This is a genomic window from Quyinboa sediminis, from assembly GCF_042219855.1.
In the GTDB taxonomy this organism is placed as follows: Bacteria; Bacteroidota; Bacteroidia; order Bacteroidales; family UBA5342; genus JBHJHP01.
The window spans coordinates 278,147-298,244 of the sequence record NZ_JBHJHP010000006.1 but is presented as its reverse complement, the minus strand read 5'-3'; the positions used below and the strand labels follow the sequence as shown (position 1 = coordinate 298,244).

The window sequence follows — 20,098 nt, the reverse complement described above, 5'->3', positions numbered from 1 at the left end:
CATTATTTTGGCAACCTGACTGATAGGCCAACACCCCAGAACATATCATTGGCGTTATCATTCAGTCCATAACCAAGGTAAGCGTCCAACTGTATATTATTGATGATGTTAAACGTAAACCCACCATCAATGTACCCCATGGTTCCGAGTGTTCTGTAATCTTCTCCGAAAAGCTCCAGGAACAGTCCGGTTTTAGGAATAACATTTAATCCCATAGACACAGAATAAAACTTTTGGGTATCATAATTATTGTTGTCCCAGAACAGGGCGAGATTATAGCCCATACTTAAGAAATCCAGGAGATCATGTTGCGCTGCAAGTCTTATTTCCGGCGACCAGAACTGACTCCCGTCATCCGATGTAACCGGCAACAGGAAAGATCCCATTACTGCAACATCGGGAATAAGGCCGGCGCCTTTAAACAGGCGGTATTTAAACCCCGGATTCAGTATATTGCTTATACTGTTTTCAGGATCATTAACCAATGTTGCGGTTTCGTTTGAAAAACGCAGCCTGAGTTCAAGTACTGAAGTCAAACCAAAACGAAGCAAGGACTGAATACTTTTTACATCTTTAATATCCGACAGAGAGCTGGCGTCAGTAAAATCAAATCCGGACTCAAGCTGAACATGTAATTTAGGTACAATACTGGCTGATTCGGTTTGATCCGGACGGTCGGTCACCATATCCTGTGCAAATCCATTCTGCAGGCTTATTAATAGTATGAAAGAAACAATCAGTTTCATAATAAGAAGTTTAAATAAAAAGCAATAAACTTACAGCCATTACAGCCATTCCACTTATTAAACCGTAAATGGAGTAATGATGTTCGCCGTATTCTTCAGCTCCGGGCAGCAATTCATCTACTGAAATGAATACCATAATACCCGCAATAAAACCAAAAAGTACACCATAAAGGGTTTCAGACATAAACGGCATTAAAATAAGATAACCGACCAAAGCACCTACAGGCTCGGCCATTCCCGACAAAAAACTCAGGCGGAATGCCTTTCTTTTATTTCCGGTAGCATAATAAATAGGTACGGAAACAGCGATGCCTTCAGGTATATTATGAATGGCAATAGCCACAGCAATAGCGATTCCTACTTCCGGATCAGCCAAAGCCGCCGTAAAGGTGGCCAGACCTTCCGGAAAGTTATGAATGGCAATGGCCAGGGCTGTAAACAAACCGGTCCGCATCAGCTTATGCTTTGAACCTTTTTTACTCTGAGCAATATCTTCCACCATACGCATTTCATGCGGATTTTCATCACTGGGAACGAATTTATCAATGAGCCCGATAAACAGGATGCCACCAAAAAAGGATAGTACTGCATATGCCGTCCCCGTCTTTTCAGAATAACATTGTGACAGCAGATGAATGGATTCGTTGAAGATCTCCACAAAGGAAACATAAATCATTACCCCTGCTGAGAAACCAAGAGCGACAGATAAAAACCGTGTATTGGTGTGTTTGGTAAAAAATGCAAGAATGCTGCCAATGCCTGTTGAAAGGCCGGCAAAAAGCGTCAGGGCAAAAGCAAACAAAACACCATGCATCTCCATACTTTCTTTTTTAAAAATTATCCTGTAACAGCAGCACTACCATACAACAATCCTTCATTAGGGCAGAATCAGCTACTCCTTCAACAGGCGTTCTACGATCCGGGGAAACCAGGCATACTCCAGTTCATGTACCTTTGCCGCGACCTCGGCATAAGTATCATCGGGCAAAACCGGGCATTCTGCCTGAAAGATTATTTCTCCCTCATCGAAATTTTCATTGACATAATGAACTGTTATACCCGACTTTACCTCTTTATGTTCAACAACAGCCTTGTGAACATTATCGCCATACATGCCTTTACCGCCAAACTTAGGCAATAAGGCCGGATGAATATTGACCATCTTCCTGTTGTACGCTTTTATCAGGTTATCGGGTATGAGCCATAAAAAGCCTGCAAGTACAATAAAATCAATCGAATACGACTTTAGCACCTCAATTATTTCATCAGAATTGTAAAACTGCGTCCTGTTAATGACTACACAGGGTATTCCAAGACGTCTGCATCGCTCTATAACAAAGGCTTTGGGGTTATTACAGAGCACAATAGAGATCTCAATATCATGGTTATTCTTAAAATAATTATAGAAGTTCTCCACGTTAGAACCCGAACCACTTGCTAAAAGCGCTAATTTATTCATTTACAATATATTATTTTTCGTCAAAATTTCTTAAATTGCATGTTAAACTGCTCAAAAATATGATTTTTGTGTCACAAAATTTTAATTATTACAGAAAAAATATATTTCTTTGCAGCGATATTTTCGAAACTAATTATTAACTAAAATTAAAAAGTTATGTCTGACATTGCATCAAGAGTTAAAGCGATCATCGTTGACAAAATGGGAGTAGACGAAACAGAAGTAACTCCTGAAGCTAGCTTCACCAATGACCTTGGAGCTGATTCGCTTGACACTGTTGAGCTGATCATGGAATTTGAAAAGGAATTTAATATTTCTATTCCTGACGATCAGGCTGAAAACATCTCTACAGTTGGAGATGCTATCAAGTACATAGAAGAAAACGCTGGTTAATTAATCGCATTTTAAAATTTTTGCATGGAATTTAAACGAGTTGTAATCACTGGCCTTGGGGCTATTACTCCACTAGGAAATTCAGTACAGGAGTTCTGGGACAACTTGTCTAAAGGAGTAAGCGGATCAGGTATCATAACCCATTTCGACCCTTCTTTATTCAAAACCAAGTTTGCGTGCGAGGTTAAAAACTATAACGCCGAGGCATATTTTGACCGCAAAGAAGTACGTAAGCTGGATCTTTTTGCCCAGTACGCTATTGTTAGTGCCTCCCAGGCAATTGAAGACTCCGGTATAATGGAAGACGATTCTGTTGATAAAAACAGGGTTGGAGTTATATGGGGAGCCGGAATTGGTGGGCTCATAACTTTCCAGCAGGAATTAACAGCATTTGGAAAGGGTGATGGAACACCACGTTTCAGCCCTTTCTTTATTCCTAAAATGATTGCTGATATTGCACCCGGACATATTTCGATGAAATACGGTTTACGCGGCCCTAACTTTGGTGTGGTTTCCGCCTGTGCATCTTCAACAAATGCAATCATTGATGCACTGAATTATATCCGTTTAGGTAAAGCCGAAATGATCGTCACCGGAGGATCAGAGGCTGCCATCACCGAATCAGGTGTGGGTGGGTTTAATTCAGCACAGGCACTGTCTACCAATAATGAAAACCCTGAGACCGCTTCACGTCCGTTTTGTAAAACACGTGATGGCTTTGTGATGGGTGAAGGTGGAGGTTGTCTTATCCTGGAAGATTATGATCATGCCATTAAACGTGGGGCAAAAATCTACGCCGAAATTGTGGGTGGTGGAATGTCTGCCGATGCTTATCATATTACAGCACCTCATCCGGAAGGACTTGGTGCAGCCCTGGTTATGCAACGTGCACTTGAAGATGCCGGCATGAATCCGGAAGATATTGATTATGTAAATGTACACGGAACGGCTACTCCGCTCGGTGATATTGCAGAAACACAGGCTATTAAAAAGGTCTTTGGAGATCACGCATACAACCTGAACATCAGTTCTACCAAATCGATGACAGGTCACCTGCTTGGTGCAGCCGGAGCAGCCGAAGCAATGGCTTGTATCCTCGCTGTAAGAGAAGATATTATTCCTCCGACAATCAACCTGCAGGAACTGGATCCCGGTATTGATTCAAAACTGAATCTCACGTTCCATAAAGCACAGAAACGTGTGGTTAACGCTGCACTTTCCAACACATTTGGTTTTGGCGGACATAATGCTTCTGTTATCATAAAAAAATTCACCGAATAAGGAGTGATTAAAAATATTGAACGGTTAAAAAGACTTTTCCTTCCCAAAAAGGAAAAGTCTTTTTCGTTTACCATTCAGGAGCTGACCGGTTTCAAACCGAATGATCCTGACATTTACGAACTGGCCTTTATTCACAAGTCTACCTCCATTAAGCAGAAAAATGGCAGGCATGTCAACAATGAGCGTCTTGAGTTTCTGGGAGATGCCATTCTGGATGCCATCGTTGCAGATATTATTTATCTGAACTATCCCAACAGAAATGAAGGTTTTCTCACCAGTGCCAGGGCAAAACTGGTGAGCAGAAATACACTGAACAGTCTTGCTGAAGATCTGGGCCTGGAAAAACTGGTTAAAACAACCAGTAATAATCCGAATACCAATATTCCAGGAAATACCCTGGAAGCTCTAATCGGAGCGGTTTACCTGGATCAGGGCTATAACAACTGTAAAAGTTTTGTAGAACACAAACTCTATAAGAAACTTGACGAAATGAAAAATATGGTTCGCCAGGATAGCAATTATAAATCGCTGTTACTGGAATGGAGCCAGAAAAACAGAAAGGAAATTTCTTTTTCACTGGTCAGGGAAGTGATCAACAAACATAATGTTCCAACCTTTTACACGCAGGTCCTGATTAACAATGAACTTTATGCTGATGGCACAGGAACATCAAAGAAAGAGAGCCATCAGGATGCAGCGAAGAAAGCCATTCTTATTCTAAAAGAAAAGAACCTGTATTAATTCTGAACTTTTTTATTTACTCTCCGTTAAATATATAAAATTTTAAATATGAAGCACGAAATTAATTTATCCTGGGACGAAGGGATGTCTTTTACGACAGATCTTGACGGTCATAAACTCACGCTTGATGCAAGTCCTGAAGTCGGGGGACAAGACAAAGGACCACGCCCTAAAAAGCTTATGTTGGTTTCTCTTGCCGGATGTACAGGAATGGATGTGGTATCTATTCTTAAAAAAATGCGCGTGGAGTATGATTCACTGAACATTAAAGTTGAAGGCGAAAGCACCGAAGAGCACCCCAAATATTATAAATCCATGAAAGTGATTTATGAATTTAAAGGTAACGACCTGCCATTGGATAAACTCCAGAAAGCAGTCAATCTTTCATCAGAAAAATATTGTGGTGTTCAGGCCCTGTACAAAATGGCTATCCCGGTTGAAACGGAAATCAGAATACTGAAATAGAATACGATTAAGGCATTAAAACGGCTAAACATAGAGTTTGATCTGTAGTTTAACCGTTTTTTTATGCCCTTCAGCCATTCCTTTCTGCTTTATGGAAGGCTAAAACGAAGCGAATATCGCCATAACCGATATCTTCACCAAGACGCTGTTTTAACTCTGTAAGGGAATCGTAGGGTTTACGTTTTATTTCCCTGAGAATTTTATCCTGCTTCTCTTTTACCACCAACCTGTCCAGGTTGAATTCTTCATGACTTACAAACTGCGCCAGATGACCCTCAACGGTGGAAACTGCCATTCCTCTGGCCTGAGCAATCTCAAGTGGCGACTTACCTGTTTTGAACATGGAAAAACTTACGCCTTTTGAATCCAGCATGGCTTTTTCAGGTTCTTTTTCTGCATTTGCAGGCAGATCCAAATTCAATTCTTTTCGAAACCGGATAACCATTTCAAGGATCTCCTTCCCAAATTGTTTTATCTTTTTTCCACCCATACCCCGGATGGATTTTAGCTCCACTGCTGTTGCAGGCAGAAGGTCTGCAATTTCCAGTAAGGCTGTCTGCCGGATAATACGCGAAGTGCTGACATTCAGTTCATCAGCCTTAACGCTCCTCCATGTGCCGAGTTGCCTATAAAAATCCGGATGCTTTGAAACGGTGCTTACTTTTTCATCTCTGCTCCGTCTTTTCCAACTGCTTGTTTTATCGACTGATGCCTTTGCTCTGGCCTCGAGATAGGATACTACAGAGAATCCATCCCTGCAGGCATACAGTACCTTTGCTTTGATGCGCAGCTCACGTTGTAATTCTTCCACAGCATTCCCGAGTTGCTTCTGCACTTTTTTATTATCTGTTTCATAATTACCGGCATTGATTTGTTCTGTAACAGACTGTTCAAGTTTCTCACTGAAGTAATGGGACGCTTTAGTGATTCTCTCCTGTAGCAAGGTGTTATGCTCAATATCATCAGAAAGGGGAAGCAGACTGTCAATCTGTAACCGGAACTTATCGGCGACACTTATCAATTCCTCCTTTAACACCGGCTGAATCTGTGCCAGTTGATCAGGGAGATCCCCAAGCAGTATATTTTTATTTTCATTGCAGAGATACTGTGCATACTGAATTCGGGCACGGATGGAGCTAAAATCAAAAAGCTCAGAAAGCAGGTAGCGCTGATATTTCGTACGTGCTTTCTGAAAATCTTCTGAGGTTGGTTGTTTAGCCTCTGCCTCTTTTGTAAACGAGAGTACAGAAATATCACTTTTAATACTTTGCAGGTCTATAGGCGAACTCAGCACCATTCCTTCCAGGGATTTACAGCGGCTCAGGGCAACATACACCTGACCATGGGCAAAGGATTGTCTCGCATTGATAATGGCTTTTTCAAATGTCAGTCCCTGGCTTTTATGAATGGTAATAGCCCACGCGAGTTTCAGCGGATATTGTGAAAATGAACCCGTCACCTCCTCCTGAATCTCCTGTGTATCTTCATTTAAAGTATATTTAGTATTATCCCAGCGTTCGGTTTCAACCTGAATTGCCTCCTGATCATCCGGACATTTTACCATAATCGAAGATGCATTGATTTCGCTTATTTTACCGATTTTACCATTGAAGTAACGTTTTTCGGGAGACGAATCGTTTTTAACAAACATAACCTGTGCACCTTTTTTAAGGATGAGCTCCGGGTCAGTTGGATACATGTATTCAGGAAAATCATCGCTGATAACAGCTGAAAAGGTATAAGACTTCTGCTTCAGTGCATCCAGTTTAGATTGATTTATTTCGTTTGCTTGGTAATTATGTGTGGTCAGCGTTATATACCCATCCTTATCGTCGGGTTTAAATCCGGGCATATAACGTTTATTTAAGGCTTCCAGTTCGGTTGGCTCAATGTTGTTATCACGGATCTTATTTAAAAGATAAATAAAATCCTCATCCTCCTGCCTGAAAATCTTTTTTAACTCTATGCTTTGGAATGAAGCTTTCCGAAGTGCATTGCTGCTAAAGAAAAAACCCGTATCATAATACGGTTTAAGAAGTTCCCATTCCTCTTCTTTAATGATAGGAGCCAACTGCTGAAGATCTCCAATCATTAACAGCTGAACCCCGCCAAAGGGTTTATCCCTGTCACGGAACCTGCGCAGAACAGCATCTATAGCGTCCAGCACATCGGCCCTGACCATACTTATTTCATCAATCACAAGCAGGTCGAGACTACGTATAATATTGATTTTTTCTTTACTGAAGCGCTTAAAGACCATTGAACGGCCATTGTTAACTTCTGCACTTCCAGTTCCGGGAATCTGGGGTCCGAAAGACAACTGAAAAAAGGAATGAATAGTAACACCTCCGGCGTTTATGGCTGCCACTCCTGTAGGTGCCACAACAACCAAACGCTTAAATGTTTTTTGTCTTAAATCGTGTAAAAATGTTGTTTTCCCGGTTCCGGCTTTGCCTGTAAGAAAGAGATTCTGATTGGTGTAACTGACAAAATCAAATGCAAGTTTTAACCGGGAATTCATCTGATCTTCCATGTTCTGATCGTTTTAGGGTAATTCGTACGCGTCCACAAGTTACGAAAAATGAAGGCACTGAAAAAATCAGACGTCCAACCATCCTGATGAAGCGGATAAAAGCTACATCTTTTAGTTGCTTAATCCTTCTTTCGGGTTTAATTCTGAGAACGATTATTTCACCAGGAACAGATCAAAAAACTTAGCAGAGCTTATGTCCTTTAATCTTTTAACAACCTGACTTCGTAGACTCCCCCTGCAACTGAACCTTCCTTTGCTTCAAACTTAACAATAAAAGTACCCGAAGTACTTAACGCTATATCATCAGGAATATCGTAGTCTACCGTATAAAAATCATTTCCTCTCCTGCCTCTTAGATTCACTTCTGCGATCACCTTGTTGTTGGCCAGGATATTGAAATTCCGGCCCCGGTCTCCGCTGAAATACATCACACGTAGTTTTACCGGTACTTTATCAGGATTTCTTAATTCATAACTGAACCATCCCTGTGCATCACGCCAGTGTTTGCCGGCATTGACTCCGGCATTGGATCGATCAAACTTTATAAAATGATCCGATTCGGGCTGCTGTTCCCCCGGATAAATCAGGTCAACAGTGCTGCGTTCCAGTTCCTGTTCGGCTGCTTCTTTAGCGGCGATCTCTGCTTTAATTTCCTTTACGGCATCTTCCGTTTCACTTTGCCAGTAGATAATATAGCGTGAATCGTGCAGTCTGTAAAACGGTATTAACGTCAGGTTGCTGTAATCTCCAGAATAGAGATCGTCGAGGGTAAATGTTAGTGCTTCGCCCTGTACAGGCTTGACTTTTGCGGCAATCTGATCCGGCTCACTTACTATGATCGGCATTTCCTGCAGCGGAATTTTTTCTCCTGATGCAATATGTCCTCCGCGGCTGGCATCGGCATAGAGTCCCGGCATATTATCTGTTGTTGTTTTGGCCGCTAACACTACCGGCCCGTGAAGAATAGAAAAATAATGTTCGCCGTCAGGAATCTGTTCAACAGTGGTATGCATCGGAAGGGAGACACTTATGTTGTCACCATCTTTCCATTTCCGGTATACGGTTACATATTCTCCGGGCTGATCCGGAATTTCAACCGGTTCCCCATTCACGAAAACGGTCATCCCCCCTTTGGTGATCCATTCCGGGTACCGGATATGAATTCCAAATTTTGATTTCTTTTTTAAATTAAGCGTTAATTCCGTCTTTTCCTTATCCGGAAATGCGGTGTTCTGGGTAATTTTAATGCCTTTCTTTTTCCAATCAAGTGTAGATGGAATAAACAGGTTTACATACAGATCATCACCGTCATGGGCATAGATCAGCTCACCGTATTTGGTATGGTTTTCGAGGCCTGAACCAACACAACACCAGAAGCTGGTTTCAGGCTGAGAATATACCCTGTAGTGCCCGGGACGCATGGGTGTAAAATATACGAACCCTCCTCTGTCCGGTTCCTCCGTTGACAGGATATGATTATACAATGCCCGCTCATAATAATCCATGTATTTAACGTCCGGATCGGACAGAAACAACATTTTAGTCAACTTGAGCATGTTATAGGTATTACAGGTTTCAGGACCCTGCTCGCTATTGATCATTCCTGAAAAATCATCCACCGGATTGAAATGTTCTCGTACACTGTTCCCGCCAATTGTGACAGTCCGGTTATCCACGACGGTTTCCCAGAAGAAACGGGCAGCATCGGCCCATGTTGTATCGCCATCGTATTCAGCAATACGTTTAAATCCTATCACTTTAGGAATCTGGGTATTGGCGTGCATTCCGGTGAGTTTGTCTTCGTGCTGAAGCAAGGGATTAAGCACATAATGATGGGAAAACTGTTTGGCAAGGGTCAGATATTTATCATTTCCCGTAATAAAAGCCACATCCGCAAATACTTCATTCAGTCCGCCATGCTCACTTCGCAGCATATCCTGTATCTGATCCTCAGACAAGTTTGATACCAGTTTGATAGCCCAGTCTGTCAGTTTTATCAACATCTCCTTAGCCTCTTCACTTCCGCCAAAAAGATATGCATCACGCAATCCGGCATAAATTTTATGAATATTATACAAGGGCACCCATTTTTTATTCAGGCTGAAAGCCCCTGCATCAATATGTCCTTCGGCAATTTCCTTCCACATGGCACGTCCTCCGGGCACACCACCCAGGTAGCCATCGTCATGGTTATCCTGACACCGTTTCAGTTCACTGAGCATGTAATCCATTCTGTCCTTCATGCGCTGATCGCCTGTGGCAGCATACATCATTGCAAGAGCGGAAAGATAGTGACCTCCAATATGTCCGTCCAATCCAGTATTCTCCCAGTTAGGATAGTTTTCCGCTTTGGGTTCCAGACCGGCTTCCTTAAGATAAGGAGCAAGCAGGCGATCAGGATCAAGCGCCAGAATATATTCCATATCCTTCATTTCTGCATGCTTAAAAGGGCTTTCAAGCAGACGCACTGAGTTTAAAGGGAAAAGTTCAAGTTGTTCTTTGACCTGTGCAGTCAAAAATGCCGGGATCAGGCAAATAATAACTAATATACTTTTTAAGGTTTTCATGCTTAATGTGTTTATGCTCCGGAAAATTGCAATATTACAAATTAAACTAATATTTTTTAAATGTATTAATGAGCCTCCGGATAGATAAAAAATGCCATGTTCTATTATTACAAAATAAACCAATCCTGCGTAAATAATATTTCACATAATCAAATTCTGATAATACGGAATTAAAAAACAAACAAAAATAACGGATAACATAAAGAAAGGTTGTAATTTAACATCTGAAAAAAGAAGCGATTAGAAAACTCCAATAAATCAGTATATCGATGACAAAAAAAGCAATGGTTGAAAATATCCGCAACAAATCCGGATTTATCTGTGACATGGATGGTGTAATTTATCATGGCAACAAAATTCTGGATGGAGTAAAAGAATTTGTTGGCTGGCTTAAGGAGGAGAATAAGAAATTTGTATTCCTCACCAATTCCAGCGAACGTACCATTAAAGAATTACAGGGGAAGCTGTCGCGAATGGGACTCGATGTGGGTCCCGAACATTTTTACACCAGCGCCCTGGCCACTGCTACTTTTCTGCAGAATCAAAAACCGAATGGCAGTGCCTATATCATTGGCGAAGCCGGATTGATTAATGCACTGTACAACGCCGGCTATTCCAGCAACAACATCGATCCGGATTACGTGGTGATGGGGGAAGCGCGTTCCTACAGTTACGAAGTCATCGAAAAAGCAGTTAACCTGGTTAACAAAGGGGCTAAACTGGTTGGAACCAATCCTGACCTGACCGGCCCGATAGAAAATGGTATTGCTCCTGCCACAAAAGCATTGATTTCTCCCATTGAACTGGCCACAGGCAAGCAGGCCTATTTTGTAGGTAAGCCTAACCCGCTAATGATGCGCATCGCTCTGAAAAAGTTGGGTATTCAACGTGAAGATACCATTATTATAGGCGACCGTATGGATACTGATATTGTAGCCGGGATAGAAGCAGAAATTGACACCTGCCTGGTGCTTTCAGGCATATCAACCACAGAAACCATCAAGGAATTTGCCTATCGTCCGCACTACGTTTTAAAGGGTGTCAACGAGATTGTAAAAGATTATTCGCAGGGAAAATAACCGGGTCTTTAATAAAAATCTTCCGGGTAGCAACACTTCCATCGTCATATACGGTAGCTACAATATTGATTCCCTGTACAGGATGCGGGTTTGCTTTTCCATCAACAGAATAATAGATAACCTTATCAATCTTCCGGCCCGCCACAAATGTCTGAATCTGATCATACGTCACATTATCCGCATACACATAAATGTTACTGATGGATGCGCCCAGGATTGATCCGTTTGTGATCAGTTCTGAACTTTTATCCGCAATGAACCGGACAAACACTGAATCCCTGCGATTGGCAGCTTCCGGCAGATAAAATTCATTTGCATACCACACAGAATCTTCGTTAAGATTAAATTCACCGACTTTATAATAGGTTATGCCATCTGTTGAATATTCCACATTCTGGTTAACATAATAAGCAGAAAAACCCAGCATTTCTGCGGTCAGCCGAATATTCCTGTAATGACCAGCATCAAACCGGATAGCAAAAAAATAGTCGCCGGCAGAAGATCTGCCCTTCCGGATCATCGCTGCATTTTTACCAAACAACAGATTATCGCCTGAAAATAAAGTCCAGGTGTAAGATGCGTTATCTTCCTTAAGCAGCGAAAATGTTGCATTCCGGTTATCCTCTGTCGCAAATAAATCAGGTTGTCTTATATCATCACCATCCATAAAAAAATCCCAGGCAACGATGTAATCCAATTGCTTGTAATTTGCACTGACCTGAACATCCTGATCCATCGTAATGGTAATTGCTGTATCATTATAATTATCGTTCCAGTGTTCAAAATCTGAAACAGGATTGGAAGATGCCGTTAAAGTCACCTCTGTCCCCTTAGGATATAAACGTTCTCCTTCTACAAGATTTCCCTCAGGAAATACGGTTACCAATCCGGAATCAACACCATCAGTGATGTTAATACGAAGTGCAAAATATTCATAATTCACCCTGATATTCACTGTTTTACTCGCAGCCTTATAGTTATCATCTTCCGGGAAAGATACCGTAATGGTATTATATCCTTCAGGCAATTGGGATCCAATGGGATGGCTGTATATGGGTGAACCTGTATTTCCATTGGCACTTGCATTAAGCCGGGTTTCATCCAAAGGCGTACCGAAGGTAATGGGATCAAGGTCATTCCAGTTTATTATTGTTTCTTTCTTTTGATTGGTCAGAACAGAATCCCTGTTTTCATTTCCGGCTTTTTCAATAACCTCACTTCTTGCATCTTCGGCACTTACAGTGGTATAATTATAACTCGCTGTAAAAACATCATCCGTACCCTCATAAACAGTACCTTCGCAGCTATCATAAATATTGCCTTGGCTTCGGGCCTCGCCGCCTTCAACGGCTAACGGGTCTCTTACGCCCTCAAAATAATTGTATTCTGATAATATCTGGGCTTCGAGAGCAGCACGGTTTGCATAGTTATTTCCGACACAACTGAAATAATTATTGTAAACATGTACACGCCCGAAACGCACCCGTGGCATACGCGAAGTACATCCCGTATCCCACCAGTTGTGATGCATCGTAACATGCAATTTCCCCCGGTCGGTAATATTGCTGTCATCGGCACCAATTAAATTTACAAATTTATGAAAGGTAACCTGGTCATAATAGAACCTGCAATATGAAATCGTCACAAAATCAGATTCAACCGTAACATCAATGCACCCATCCGCACAATCGTAAACCGTACAATTGGTTACATATACATATCGTGCTTCCCGTATTGTGATGCCATCATTTGCCGGATTGGTTATATTCAGGTTCTTAATAACCACATCATGCGTTCCACCGCTGATATTAATATCGCCAATAATTGTTGAGCTTGAATTCAGGCCTGAAATAGTTTTATAACTCCTCACACGAACCTCTGAACCAACATCAATTGTGTCCTTAATCAGAAGAACATAAGGCGTGGATGAGCCAGCCAGGGATTTTAAATCGTTTGCATTATCTACAATGATAGTATCTCCGCCAGCGCCTCCGGGATTTTCACCATATCCGTCACCCTCAGCCAGAAGCGGAATACCGTAAGCAGTCAACATGAGGATAAACAGTAAAAATTTAGCATGTGGCAGGGTGCGGTCCGGATTCTTCATGAATTTAATTTTTTGAAACGCTGTCTTCAATATATTTTTAGCACACACGGCATGTCTGTCCGATCATTTTGGGGCAACTGAACAGTCAGGCCATTCTCGTCGAAACGGAAAGAGTTAACCGAGCCGCCTACCAGTTCCACATGCTTCATTTTATCCTTGAAATACGGACCGTTAACAGCTAATGACTTAATAAGTATCTGATTGTTTTCCGGTTGATCCATAACAACAGCATATAACACATCTCCCTTTTTTGTGAACCGGATATCTTCAGATGAATACGCGGCTCCTCTACCTTCATTAAATCCCTGATCTTTGATCGGGTTGGTGCTGTCAGCTTTGGGTCCCTCACCATAAATGGCCCATGGCCGTGTTCCGTAAATGCATTCACTGTTTGTATCCATCCACTCTGTAATACCCTCAACAACTGCAAGTTCCTTTTCATCAATGGAACCATCGCCCCGAACAGGAATATTCAACAAAAGATTCCCGTTTTTACTGATAATATCCACCAACATCTGGATGACAGTTTTTGCTGATTTATATCCGCTTCTTTCATACAAACTGCGATCATAATGCCATCCACCAATACAGGTACAGGTTTGCCATGCTTTATCCTGAATGGCATCCGGTGCACCACGTTCCACATCCCAGACCAGGCATTCTTTCTGGTCATCTGTCAATATTTTTCCAAAGAGAACGGCCTCCAGTTTTCCATCGTGATCAGCCATGTTTTTATTGTAATAATGAGCCGCTAATTCCAGCCCAACATTACTGACAGGCCATAGGGGCAAGCCGGTGTCATCAAAATAAATAAGATCGGGCTCAAAGGTATTGATCATGTCTACCGTCCGGTTGTAAAAATTAAGGCAGTATTCTTCGGAAGGAGGAGTCGCTCCATTTCCCCATGCCCACTGACCACCGATTGAGCCGGGATCTTCACTGTTTTTGCTTAAGGGGTGATTTTGGGCATATAAATTCTGAGGATCCAGACCTTCCCACCAGGTATCTTTTCCATCATCTTTCGTCAGTGTTCCATCATAAGGCACGCCTGCCAGATCTCCTGTTTTATCTGATTGCTGTGCTGTTTCGTACCAACGCCATGCATGCGCTGAATGAATACTGACTCCAAATGGCAAATTGTTAGCCTTGGCTGCTTTCGCCCATCCGGCAAGAATATCCATATGCGGACCAACATTTACGGAATTCCATTCCTGGTATTTGCTGTCCCATAAATCGAGGTTATCGTGATGATTCCCCATAGCAAAGAAATACTTTGCACCGGCCCGCTTATACAATGCAACCAGTTTCTCAGGATCCCATTTATCCGCCTTCCATTCATGAATTACATCCTTAAATCCAAATTCTGAAGGATGACCGTAATGTTCCAGGTGATAATTGTATTGCCAGTGCCCCTGAACATACATATGACGCCCGTACCAGTCCCCGGCTTCCGGCTGACATTGTGGTCCCCAATGAGCCCAGATACCAAATTTAGCATCCCTGAACCATTCCGGAACCTCGTATTGTTTCAACGATTCCCAGGTTGGTTCAAACAAGCCGGTCTGCATTTTTTCCTTTTTATTTGATGTGCACGAAAAAACGATCAGTGCAACAAAGATGAGGATCAAGGATTTTTTCATGATATAATTAATTGTTGCAGTAATTAAACATCAATATTCTCAGATGAGAAACTAAACCATTATCAAAGTTAAACCAATCAGATTAAGAAGAGATTGTATGCACTAATCTAAAATGTGTATATTTTAAACATCAGAACCTGTTGTTCAATTAAGATTCAGGTATTAGTTATACCAGGATTAGTGTGTCCTTTTACGAAAATCGATCTCCAATAGTTTAGAACTACCATCATCATTGTCAGTTACACCCAGCAGTTTTATATCTGAATTGGTGCTGCTGACCACATAAACAGATTCCACTTTATCCTGCAATGGTTTGCCGTTATGCATTATTCTTTCACAAACCGGAGTCGTATTTTCAAGCTGATTCAAATCTATCAGTCCAATATAACTCCCTACAATATTTTGATTGTCGATCCAGTTCGGATCATTCTCCACCGATGCAGAAAAAACAAGAATATCTTCTTCCAGCAACAGACACATACCAGAAAACCTGGCAGATACGCCGTTAACGGAAGGCAGGTTGAATTTTATGGATTTAATGTCCGGTTTATCTTTTTTATCGTCTTTAATATAGTCTCTGAAATCATCAAGATCCATCATAATCAGTGCATTGTCGGCACGATTCAGGAGGATCAGCTTCTTCTTCCAGAGTCCGGCTCCTTCAAAATTTATGCCGGCCTGCGCATCAGATTTTTGTGCAATATGTTTGTAGAGCTTAGCCAAATCGTAAGTCGTAACCTTATGATCCTGACCATCAAAATCGACTCGGCTCATCACCTCACTTTTTTCACCTGTACTGCCTGAACCAAAAACCAACAGGTCAGAATCTTTTCCCCAGGGCACTACTGTCATGCATTCAAAATCGGCCTTTTCATGTTTTGGAAGCCTTCCGTTTTCAAGGTGTTTCGTGCTGAATATTTTGATAGAATCCACTACCTCATATTTGGTGTTCAACTGAAACAGATATGGGGAATCATCACCCGCAATAAAGTAGCTGCCACGATATTTCACTAAAGCAGATGCAGACGAAATGTGTGGAAGTGTTATCTGCTTATTTACATTTGCATCAAATACAATGCTCTGAGCTTCAAGACAAACTGGCAACAGAAAGCAAATAATAACAAGCAGACCGGGAACAGAAAAAATCCTCCTCATTTTACGTTTATTTACTCTACAACGATATCAGGATTTGAAACCGACTTATACAGTTCTTTAAAGTCCTTATCGTTTACTCCTTTAAACCGTACATTCTCAACCATTTTTTCTGCATTAATCATAGTCTCGCTTGCGGATACAAATTCAACTGAATCGAAAGTAAGATTTTGCACATTTGACAGTCTCAAAGGATAATAATCCTTAGTCGTGGATTTCAGGTTTTTAAATTCTGTATGCTCTGCATTTTCTATTACAATGCCATATTTACTTTCCAGTGTCAGGTTTTCAAAATATACCTCATCCACAAAAAGACTATCTATTCCCTGAATTCTGATAGCATACTGTGAATTTTTAGAAGTGATATCCTTATAGTGAAGATTTCTGAAAGTCGGCAAACTATCCGTACGCGGCTTAATGGAACTGCTGCCGTAATGCATGTTTATCTTAATGGCTTCCCGCTCAATGTTATCCATGCGAATTTTTTCAAACCACAGGTCTTCAATCACACCACCCCGGCCTTTCATAGACTTGATGCGTAATCCGCGTTGTGTCTGACTAAAGTCGCAATCGTGAGCGTAAACATTACGTACGCCACCCGACATCTCACTCCCAATGACCACACCACCATGTCCGTGCTTGGTTGTACAGTTCTTGATGACAATATTCTCACTGGCTTTTCCAACCCGCCAGCCATCTTCATTCAAGCCGGATTTAATCACAATGCAGTCGTCACCTGTTGAAAAATAGCAATTATCGATGAGCATGCCATTAGTGGCATCCGGTACAATTCCATCGTTATTTGTTCCTGTGGTTATAACCCTCAGATCTCTTGCTACGACATTCTCGCAATATACAAAATGGGTAGTCCACATGGGTCCTGAATGCAACTCGATGCCTTCCACCAAAATATTTTTACAGCTTATAAACTGAACCATGGCCGGACGCAGATAAGATGTTGGTTCAAAGGCCAGACAGTTGCGTTCTTCCGGTGCTACACCTGCCTCTACCAGATCGTATAACTTAGTCAGCGATTTTATCTGAGTGCCTTTGGCCAGATCCCACCATGCCTTACCGTTACCCTCAAGAATACCTTCACCGGTAATGGCTACATTCTCCTGATTGCGTGTGTAAAGCAATGGGTGGTAATTCATACATTCCAGGCCTTCCCAGCGTGTAAAGGTCGGAACGGCGTACAACGGGATGCTGTCCAGAAAGGACAAAACTGCACCTTTGTCCAGATGGAGATTCACATTTGATTTTAATTCAAGATAGGCCGTGCTCCAGGTTCCTTCAGGAATCACAACTTTCCCACCACCGGCTTCAGCACACTTATCAATTGCTTCCTGAATGGCCTTTTGATTATTAAATTTTGTTTTGGATTTCGCGCCAAAATCCTGAATGTTGTACACTTTATTTTTGAATGAAGGGACTTCAAACACCTGTTCACCCCAGGGTGTTTGCTCTGTTATAACAGTACTCTGAGGTGTCTGACAACTCACTAAAACGATCATCAAAATGAGTATTCCTGTAATCTGCTTGTTCATAATATTATATTCTGCATTTAAGTCGTTAAAATAGAAAATTTAATCGAAAACAGGACTTTAAACCTTTTAAATCCTGAATAAAATGACCATTTATTTCAATTCAAATACGTTGTTACCCGATCCTACCCCTTCAACTTTTAAAAATCCGTTAACCTTTTTGTATCTGGTTTTTTGTCCGTTAAGAAACAAATGTCTGGCATTGGGTTGAACCGGAACGTAAACATCAGCTGTCGTATTGGACGGAACAGAAATATCCAGCTTAAAAGCTTCTCCGGGCTTATTTGTAAACGACACATACACTGCCCCTCTGATGGTTGGGCATTTTATTTTGGCGTACTCAAGATCAGCAGGTTGTGGTTTGATCTGTATTCTTTTAAATCCGGGCTCAAGTGGTTCAATGCCCATGAGTTTACGCGGAATGATATTGGCCGGTGCAGCTCCCCATGCATGGTTCCAGTCCTGATTTGGCTTGTATTTGTTTCCCCAGGCTTCCATGGAAATGGTGGAGCCATCACGGATCATATTGTACCAGCTGCGTTCCGACGTTGAGGTTAGCAGGTCCAGACCATACCGGCTGTCATGATTGTCGTAAACGGCTTCCATCAAAAACTGTGATCCATACACGCTACAGGCCATTCCCCTTGAGCGGATAAAATCAGAAATCTGATCCACATTCTTCTTTGGTGCCAGACCAAAAGCTACAGGGAACATGTTGGAATGGAGTGAAAAATGGTCGGTTCCGATGCCGTCAACATAAATTCCCCTTGTTTTATCCAGTAACTCTTTATTAAAAACGTCCTTCAGTTTCCCGGCCTGTGATGCATAAAACTCCTGGTCTTCTTTTTTACCCAATTCTCCTGCAATGGTTGCCATTGCGATCAATGCAAAATAATGATAGGCATTGACTACCGTATTTATATCTGTAAACACAAACCCATCGGTTTCTCCCTTCTCATTTTTACCCAGTCCCAGAATACCCGTATGCGGCCAATCCACAATATCACGGATATTATCATTGAGATGTATTGACTTTAACAATTCCGGGGTTACTTTCCCGGTTCTGGTACTGATAAATCCCGACTCATCAGCCAGCGGTAAAAGTGTTTTTGCCTGCAGATCCTTATAAAATTGTTTAAGGGATTCCTTGTTTCCGGTATACAAATAATCGTACCACGCCATTACAACAGACTGCAGAATCCATTCCGTAGGCCAGGTGGCATGATGAATCAGATACTCTTCAGTATAACGTCCGATACTGTAGTCCCGTACCACACTGTAATATCCCAGTTGATTGATCAACGCATCGGCTTCATATGGTATCCGTTCCCGGTCACCATCTACAAACACGCCGGTAAACGAAGTTGCTTTCATGGAATATTTGCAAAGTTCCCATACCTGGTTCAGTACGGTATCTGAACTTGTAAAATAAGAGTCTGTTTCATTAAACGGATAAAAAACAGCCTCCCTGATAACGTCACACGGTTCTATCTTACCATTATAACCTTCAATCTCGCAATAACGGAATGGCGTGACCTCACCTGTATAAGCCGGCATATGAATGGCCCTCGACCCGGTATTTCTCCTATCCGGACGAATAGCAATAATATAGGTATTCCGGCCTGTATTCAAAGCCAGTTGATACGTTGAAAAACGGCGCGTTCCTCCCGGATCACGATCAATACTGCCATCCTTCACCACTTCACCCAGGCGTATCGTGATTGTATCTTCGCCTGTTTGACTTTCAAGATTGAGCCGGAGTCTTCCAAATGCATCCTTCCCAAAATCAATAATGGTCACATTGTTCGTTTGATCCTTTACTGCAACAGGGAATTCATCCTGTTTTTGTAAGGGATAACGGGCGGTTTCATAATCCACCAGGTTCGATGCTGTTTTAAACTGTGACACCGCAGAAAAGGGCGATTCATTTCCATGATTGTCCCAGGTTTTTACTTTCCAGAAATAAACAGTGTTAGCTTGCAAAGCCTTCCCTTCATAGCTTATATTTAACGATTGATCACTTTCTGTTTTCCCTGAATCCCACAGGTCGCCATTATCGTTCTGTAAGTCTTGCAGATTAGATGCAAGCAGAATACGATAAGCGGTTTGCAACGTATTATCCTGATCCGAATTTACAAGCCAGCCCAAAAACGGTTTCTTCTGGGCAATTTCTGTAAACTGGAAATTTTCATTCCGGTGAACAGCATCATGTAAAGTTGTATTGACCGGATAGCCGTTCAAAAATACCTGCCCGGCCCGGGTTAGGAAATTGACGGATAGTTCTGTTGGCTGACATTTTTCATTAACAGCTCCTTTTGTAATTAAGCCAAAAACAAAAAAAAGACTGATTAAAAGGAGTCCGGGAAGTGATTTTATCTTCTTATTCATTAA

Annotated in this window: 15 protein-coding genes; 5 read left to right on the top strand and 10 right to left on the bottom strand. The window is 41.8% G+C overall.

The annotated features are described in order from the left end of the window. Positions 1-2 precede the first annotated feature (2 nt). From ACE1EF_RS15680 to purN, 3 genes are all read right to left on the bottom strand, one after another. Positions 3-746 carry a transporter gene (locus ACE1EF_RS15680; protein WP_375721629.1) on the bottom strand — a complete coding sequence of 248 codons (744 nt, stop codon included), beginning with the start codon at positions 744-746 and terminating at the stop codon, positions 3-5. Between the two features lie 10 nt (positions 747-756). Next, positions 757-1,566, bottom strand: coding sequence for a zinc transporter ZupT (zupT, locus tag ACE1EF_RS15675; RefSeq protein WP_375721628.1), 810 nt, complete (start codon positions 1,564-1,566; stop codon positions 757-759). A 72-nt stretch (positions 1,567-1,638) separates the two neighbouring features. Then, positions 1,639-2,205, bottom strand: coding sequence for a phosphoribosylglycinamide formyltransferase (gene purN / locus ACE1EF_RS15670; RefSeq protein WP_375721627.1), 567 nt, complete (start codon positions 2,203-2,205; stop codon positions 1,639-1,641). Between the two features lie 156 nt (positions 2,206-2,361). Between purN and ACE1EF_RS15665 the strand changes: the two genes are divergently transcribed. From ACE1EF_RS15665 to ACE1EF_RS15650, 4 genes are read left to right on the top strand one after another with little or no spacing between them, the layout of a single operon-like run. Then, entirely contained in the window at positions 2,362-2,598 is a 237-nt protein-coding gene (locus ACE1EF_RS15665; RefSeq protein WP_375721626.1) for an acyl carrier protein, read from the top strand. 24 nt (positions 2,599-2,622) lie between these two features. Continuing rightward, entirely contained in the window at positions 2,623-3,879 is a 1,257-nt protein-coding gene (gene fabF, locus ACE1EF_RS15660) for a beta-ketoacyl-ACP synthase II (protein ID WP_375721625.1), read from the top strand. A 3-nt stretch (positions 3,880-3,882) separates the two neighbouring features. Continuing rightward, positions 3,883-4,620 carry a ribonuclease III gene (gene rnc, locus ACE1EF_RS15655; protein ID WP_375721624.1) on the top strand — a complete coding sequence of 246 codons (738 nt, stop codon included), beginning with the start codon at positions 3,883-3,885 and terminating at the stop codon, positions 4,618-4,620. A gap of 48 nt (positions 4,621-4,668) precedes the next feature. Beyond that, on the top strand, positions 4,669-5,085 hold the full coding sequence (locus tag ACE1EF_RS15650; protein ID WP_375721623.1) for an OsmC family protein: 417 nt from the start codon (positions 4,669-4,671) through the stop codon (positions 5,083-5,085). Positions 5,086-5,155: 70 nt separating this feature from the next. On the opposite strand, the gene ACE1EF_RS15645 is transcribed toward ACE1EF_RS15650, so the two are convergent. Together ACE1EF_RS15645 and ACE1EF_RS15640 are read right to left on the bottom strand one after the other, a co-directional pair. Then, a complete protein-coding gene (locus ACE1EF_RS15645) occupies positions 5,156-7,618 on the bottom strand; it encodes a helix-turn-helix domain-containing protein (RefSeq protein ID WP_375721622.1) in 2,463 nt (820 codons plus the stop codon). Between the two features lie 200 nt (positions 7,619-7,818). Then, positions 7,819-10,185 (bottom strand): beta-L-arabinofuranosidase domain-containing protein, encoded by a 2,367-nt coding sequence (locus ACE1EF_RS15640; protein ID WP_375721621.1) that lies wholly within the window; start codon positions 10,183-10,185, stop codon positions 7,819-7,821. Between the two features lie 269 nt (positions 10,186-10,454). Here ACE1EF_RS15640 and ACE1EF_RS15635 point away from each other — a divergent pair, with 269 nt between their 5' ends. Next, on the top strand, positions 10,455-11,264 hold the full coding sequence (locus ACE1EF_RS15635) for an HAD-IIA family hydrolase (RefSeq protein ID WP_375721620.1): 810 nt from the start codon (positions 10,455-10,457) through the stop codon (positions 11,262-11,264). On the opposite strand, the gene ACE1EF_RS15630 is transcribed toward ACE1EF_RS15635, so the two are convergent. The 5 genes from ACE1EF_RS15630 to ACE1EF_RS15610 all read right to left on the bottom strand — a co-directional run bounded on the left by ACE1EF_RS15630 (position 11,227) and on the right by ACE1EF_RS15610 (position 20,095). Further along, entirely contained in the window at positions 11,227-13,371 is a 2,145-nt protein-coding gene (locus ACE1EF_RS15630) for a pectate lyase family protein (protein WP_375721619.1), read from the bottom strand. The genes ACE1EF_RS15635 and ACE1EF_RS15630 overlap by 38 nt on opposite strands. 26 nt (positions 13,372-13,397) lie before the next feature. Continuing rightward, a complete protein-coding gene (locus tag ACE1EF_RS15625) occupies positions 13,398-15,011 on the bottom strand; it encodes an alpha-L-fucosidase (RefSeq protein ID WP_375721618.1) in 1,614 nt (537 codons plus the stop codon). 177 nt (positions 15,012-15,188) lie between these two features. Beyond that, positions 15,189-16,166 (bottom strand): DUF6929 family protein, encoded by a 978-nt coding sequence (locus tag ACE1EF_RS15620; RefSeq protein ID WP_375721617.1) that lies wholly within the window; start codon positions 16,164-16,166, stop codon positions 15,189-15,191. Positions 16,167-16,177: 11 nt separating this feature from the next. Next, the gene (locus ACE1EF_RS15615) at positions 16,178-17,710 is read right to left on the bottom strand and encodes a glycoside hydrolase family 28 protein (protein WP_375721616.1); all 1,533 of its coding nucleotides are present in this window, start codon (positions 17,708-17,710) and stop codon (positions 16,178-16,180) included. A 90-nt stretch (positions 17,711-17,800) separates the two neighbouring features. Beyond that, positions 17,801-20,095, bottom strand: a complete 2,295-nt coding sequence (locus ACE1EF_RS15610; protein WP_375721615.1) for a family 78 glycoside hydrolase catalytic domain — start codon at positions 20,093-20,095, stop codon at positions 17,801-17,803. Between the last annotated feature and the right edge of the window lie 3 nt (positions 20,096-20,098).

What these genes read in the sequence shown, in the direction of transcription:
- ACE1EF_RS15680 (WP_375721629.1), bottom strand. Translation starts at nt 746, where the DNA reads ATGAAACTGATTGTTTCTTTCATACTATTAATAAGCCTGCAGAATGGA.
- zupT (WP_375721628.1), bottom strand. Translation starts at nt 1,566, where the DNA reads ATGGAGATGCATGGTGTTTTGTTTGCTTTTGCCCTGACGCTTTTTGCC.
- purN (WP_375721627.1), bottom strand. Translation starts at nt 2,205, where the DNA reads ATGAATAAATTAGCGCTTTTAGCAAGTGGTTCGGGTTCTAACGTGGAG.
- ACE1EF_RS15665 (WP_375721626.1), top strand. Translation starts at nt 2,362, where the DNA reads ATGTCTGACATTGCATCAAGAGTTAAAGCGATCATCGTTGACAAAATG.
- fabF (WP_375721625.1), top strand. Translation starts at nt 2,623, where the DNA reads ATGGAATTTAAACGAGTTGTAATCACTGGCCTTGGGGCTATTACTCCA.
- ACE1EF_RS15650 (WP_375721623.1), top strand. Translation starts at nt 4,669, where the DNA reads ATGAAGCACGAAATTAATTTATCCTGGGACGAAGGGATGTCTTTTACG.
- ACE1EF_RS15645 (WP_375721622.1), bottom strand. Translation starts at nt 7,618, where the DNA reads ATGGAAGATCAGATGAATTCCCGGTTAAAACTTGCATTTGATTTTGTC.
- ACE1EF_RS15640 (WP_375721621.1), bottom strand. Translation starts at nt 10,185, where the DNA reads ATGAAAACCTTAAAAAGTATATTAGTTATTATTTGCCTGATCCCGGCA.
- ACE1EF_RS15635 (WP_375721620.1), top strand. Translation starts at nt 10,455, where the DNA reads ATGACAAAAAAAGCAATGGTTGAAAATATCCGCAACAAATCCGGATTT.
- ACE1EF_RS15630 (WP_375721619.1), bottom strand. Translation starts at nt 13,371, where the DNA reads ATGAAGAATCCGGACCGCACCCTGCCACATGCTAAATTTTTACTGTTT.
- ACE1EF_RS15625 (WP_375721618.1), bottom strand. Translation starts at nt 15,011, where the DNA reads ATGAAAAAATCCTTGATCCTCATCTTTGTTGCACTGATCGTTTTTTCG.
- ACE1EF_RS15620 (WP_375721617.1), bottom strand. Translation starts at nt 16,166, where the DNA reads ATGAGGAGGATTTTTTCTGTTCCCGGTCTGCTTGTTATTATTTGCTTT.
- ACE1EF_RS15615 (WP_375721616.1), bottom strand. Translation starts at nt 17,710, where the DNA reads ATGAACAAGCAGATTACAGGAATACTCATTTTGATGATCGTTTTAGTG.
- ACE1EF_RS15610 (WP_375721615.1), bottom strand. Translation starts at nt 20,095, where the DNA reads ATGAATAAGAAGATAAAATCACTTCCCGGACTCCTTTTAATCAGTCTT.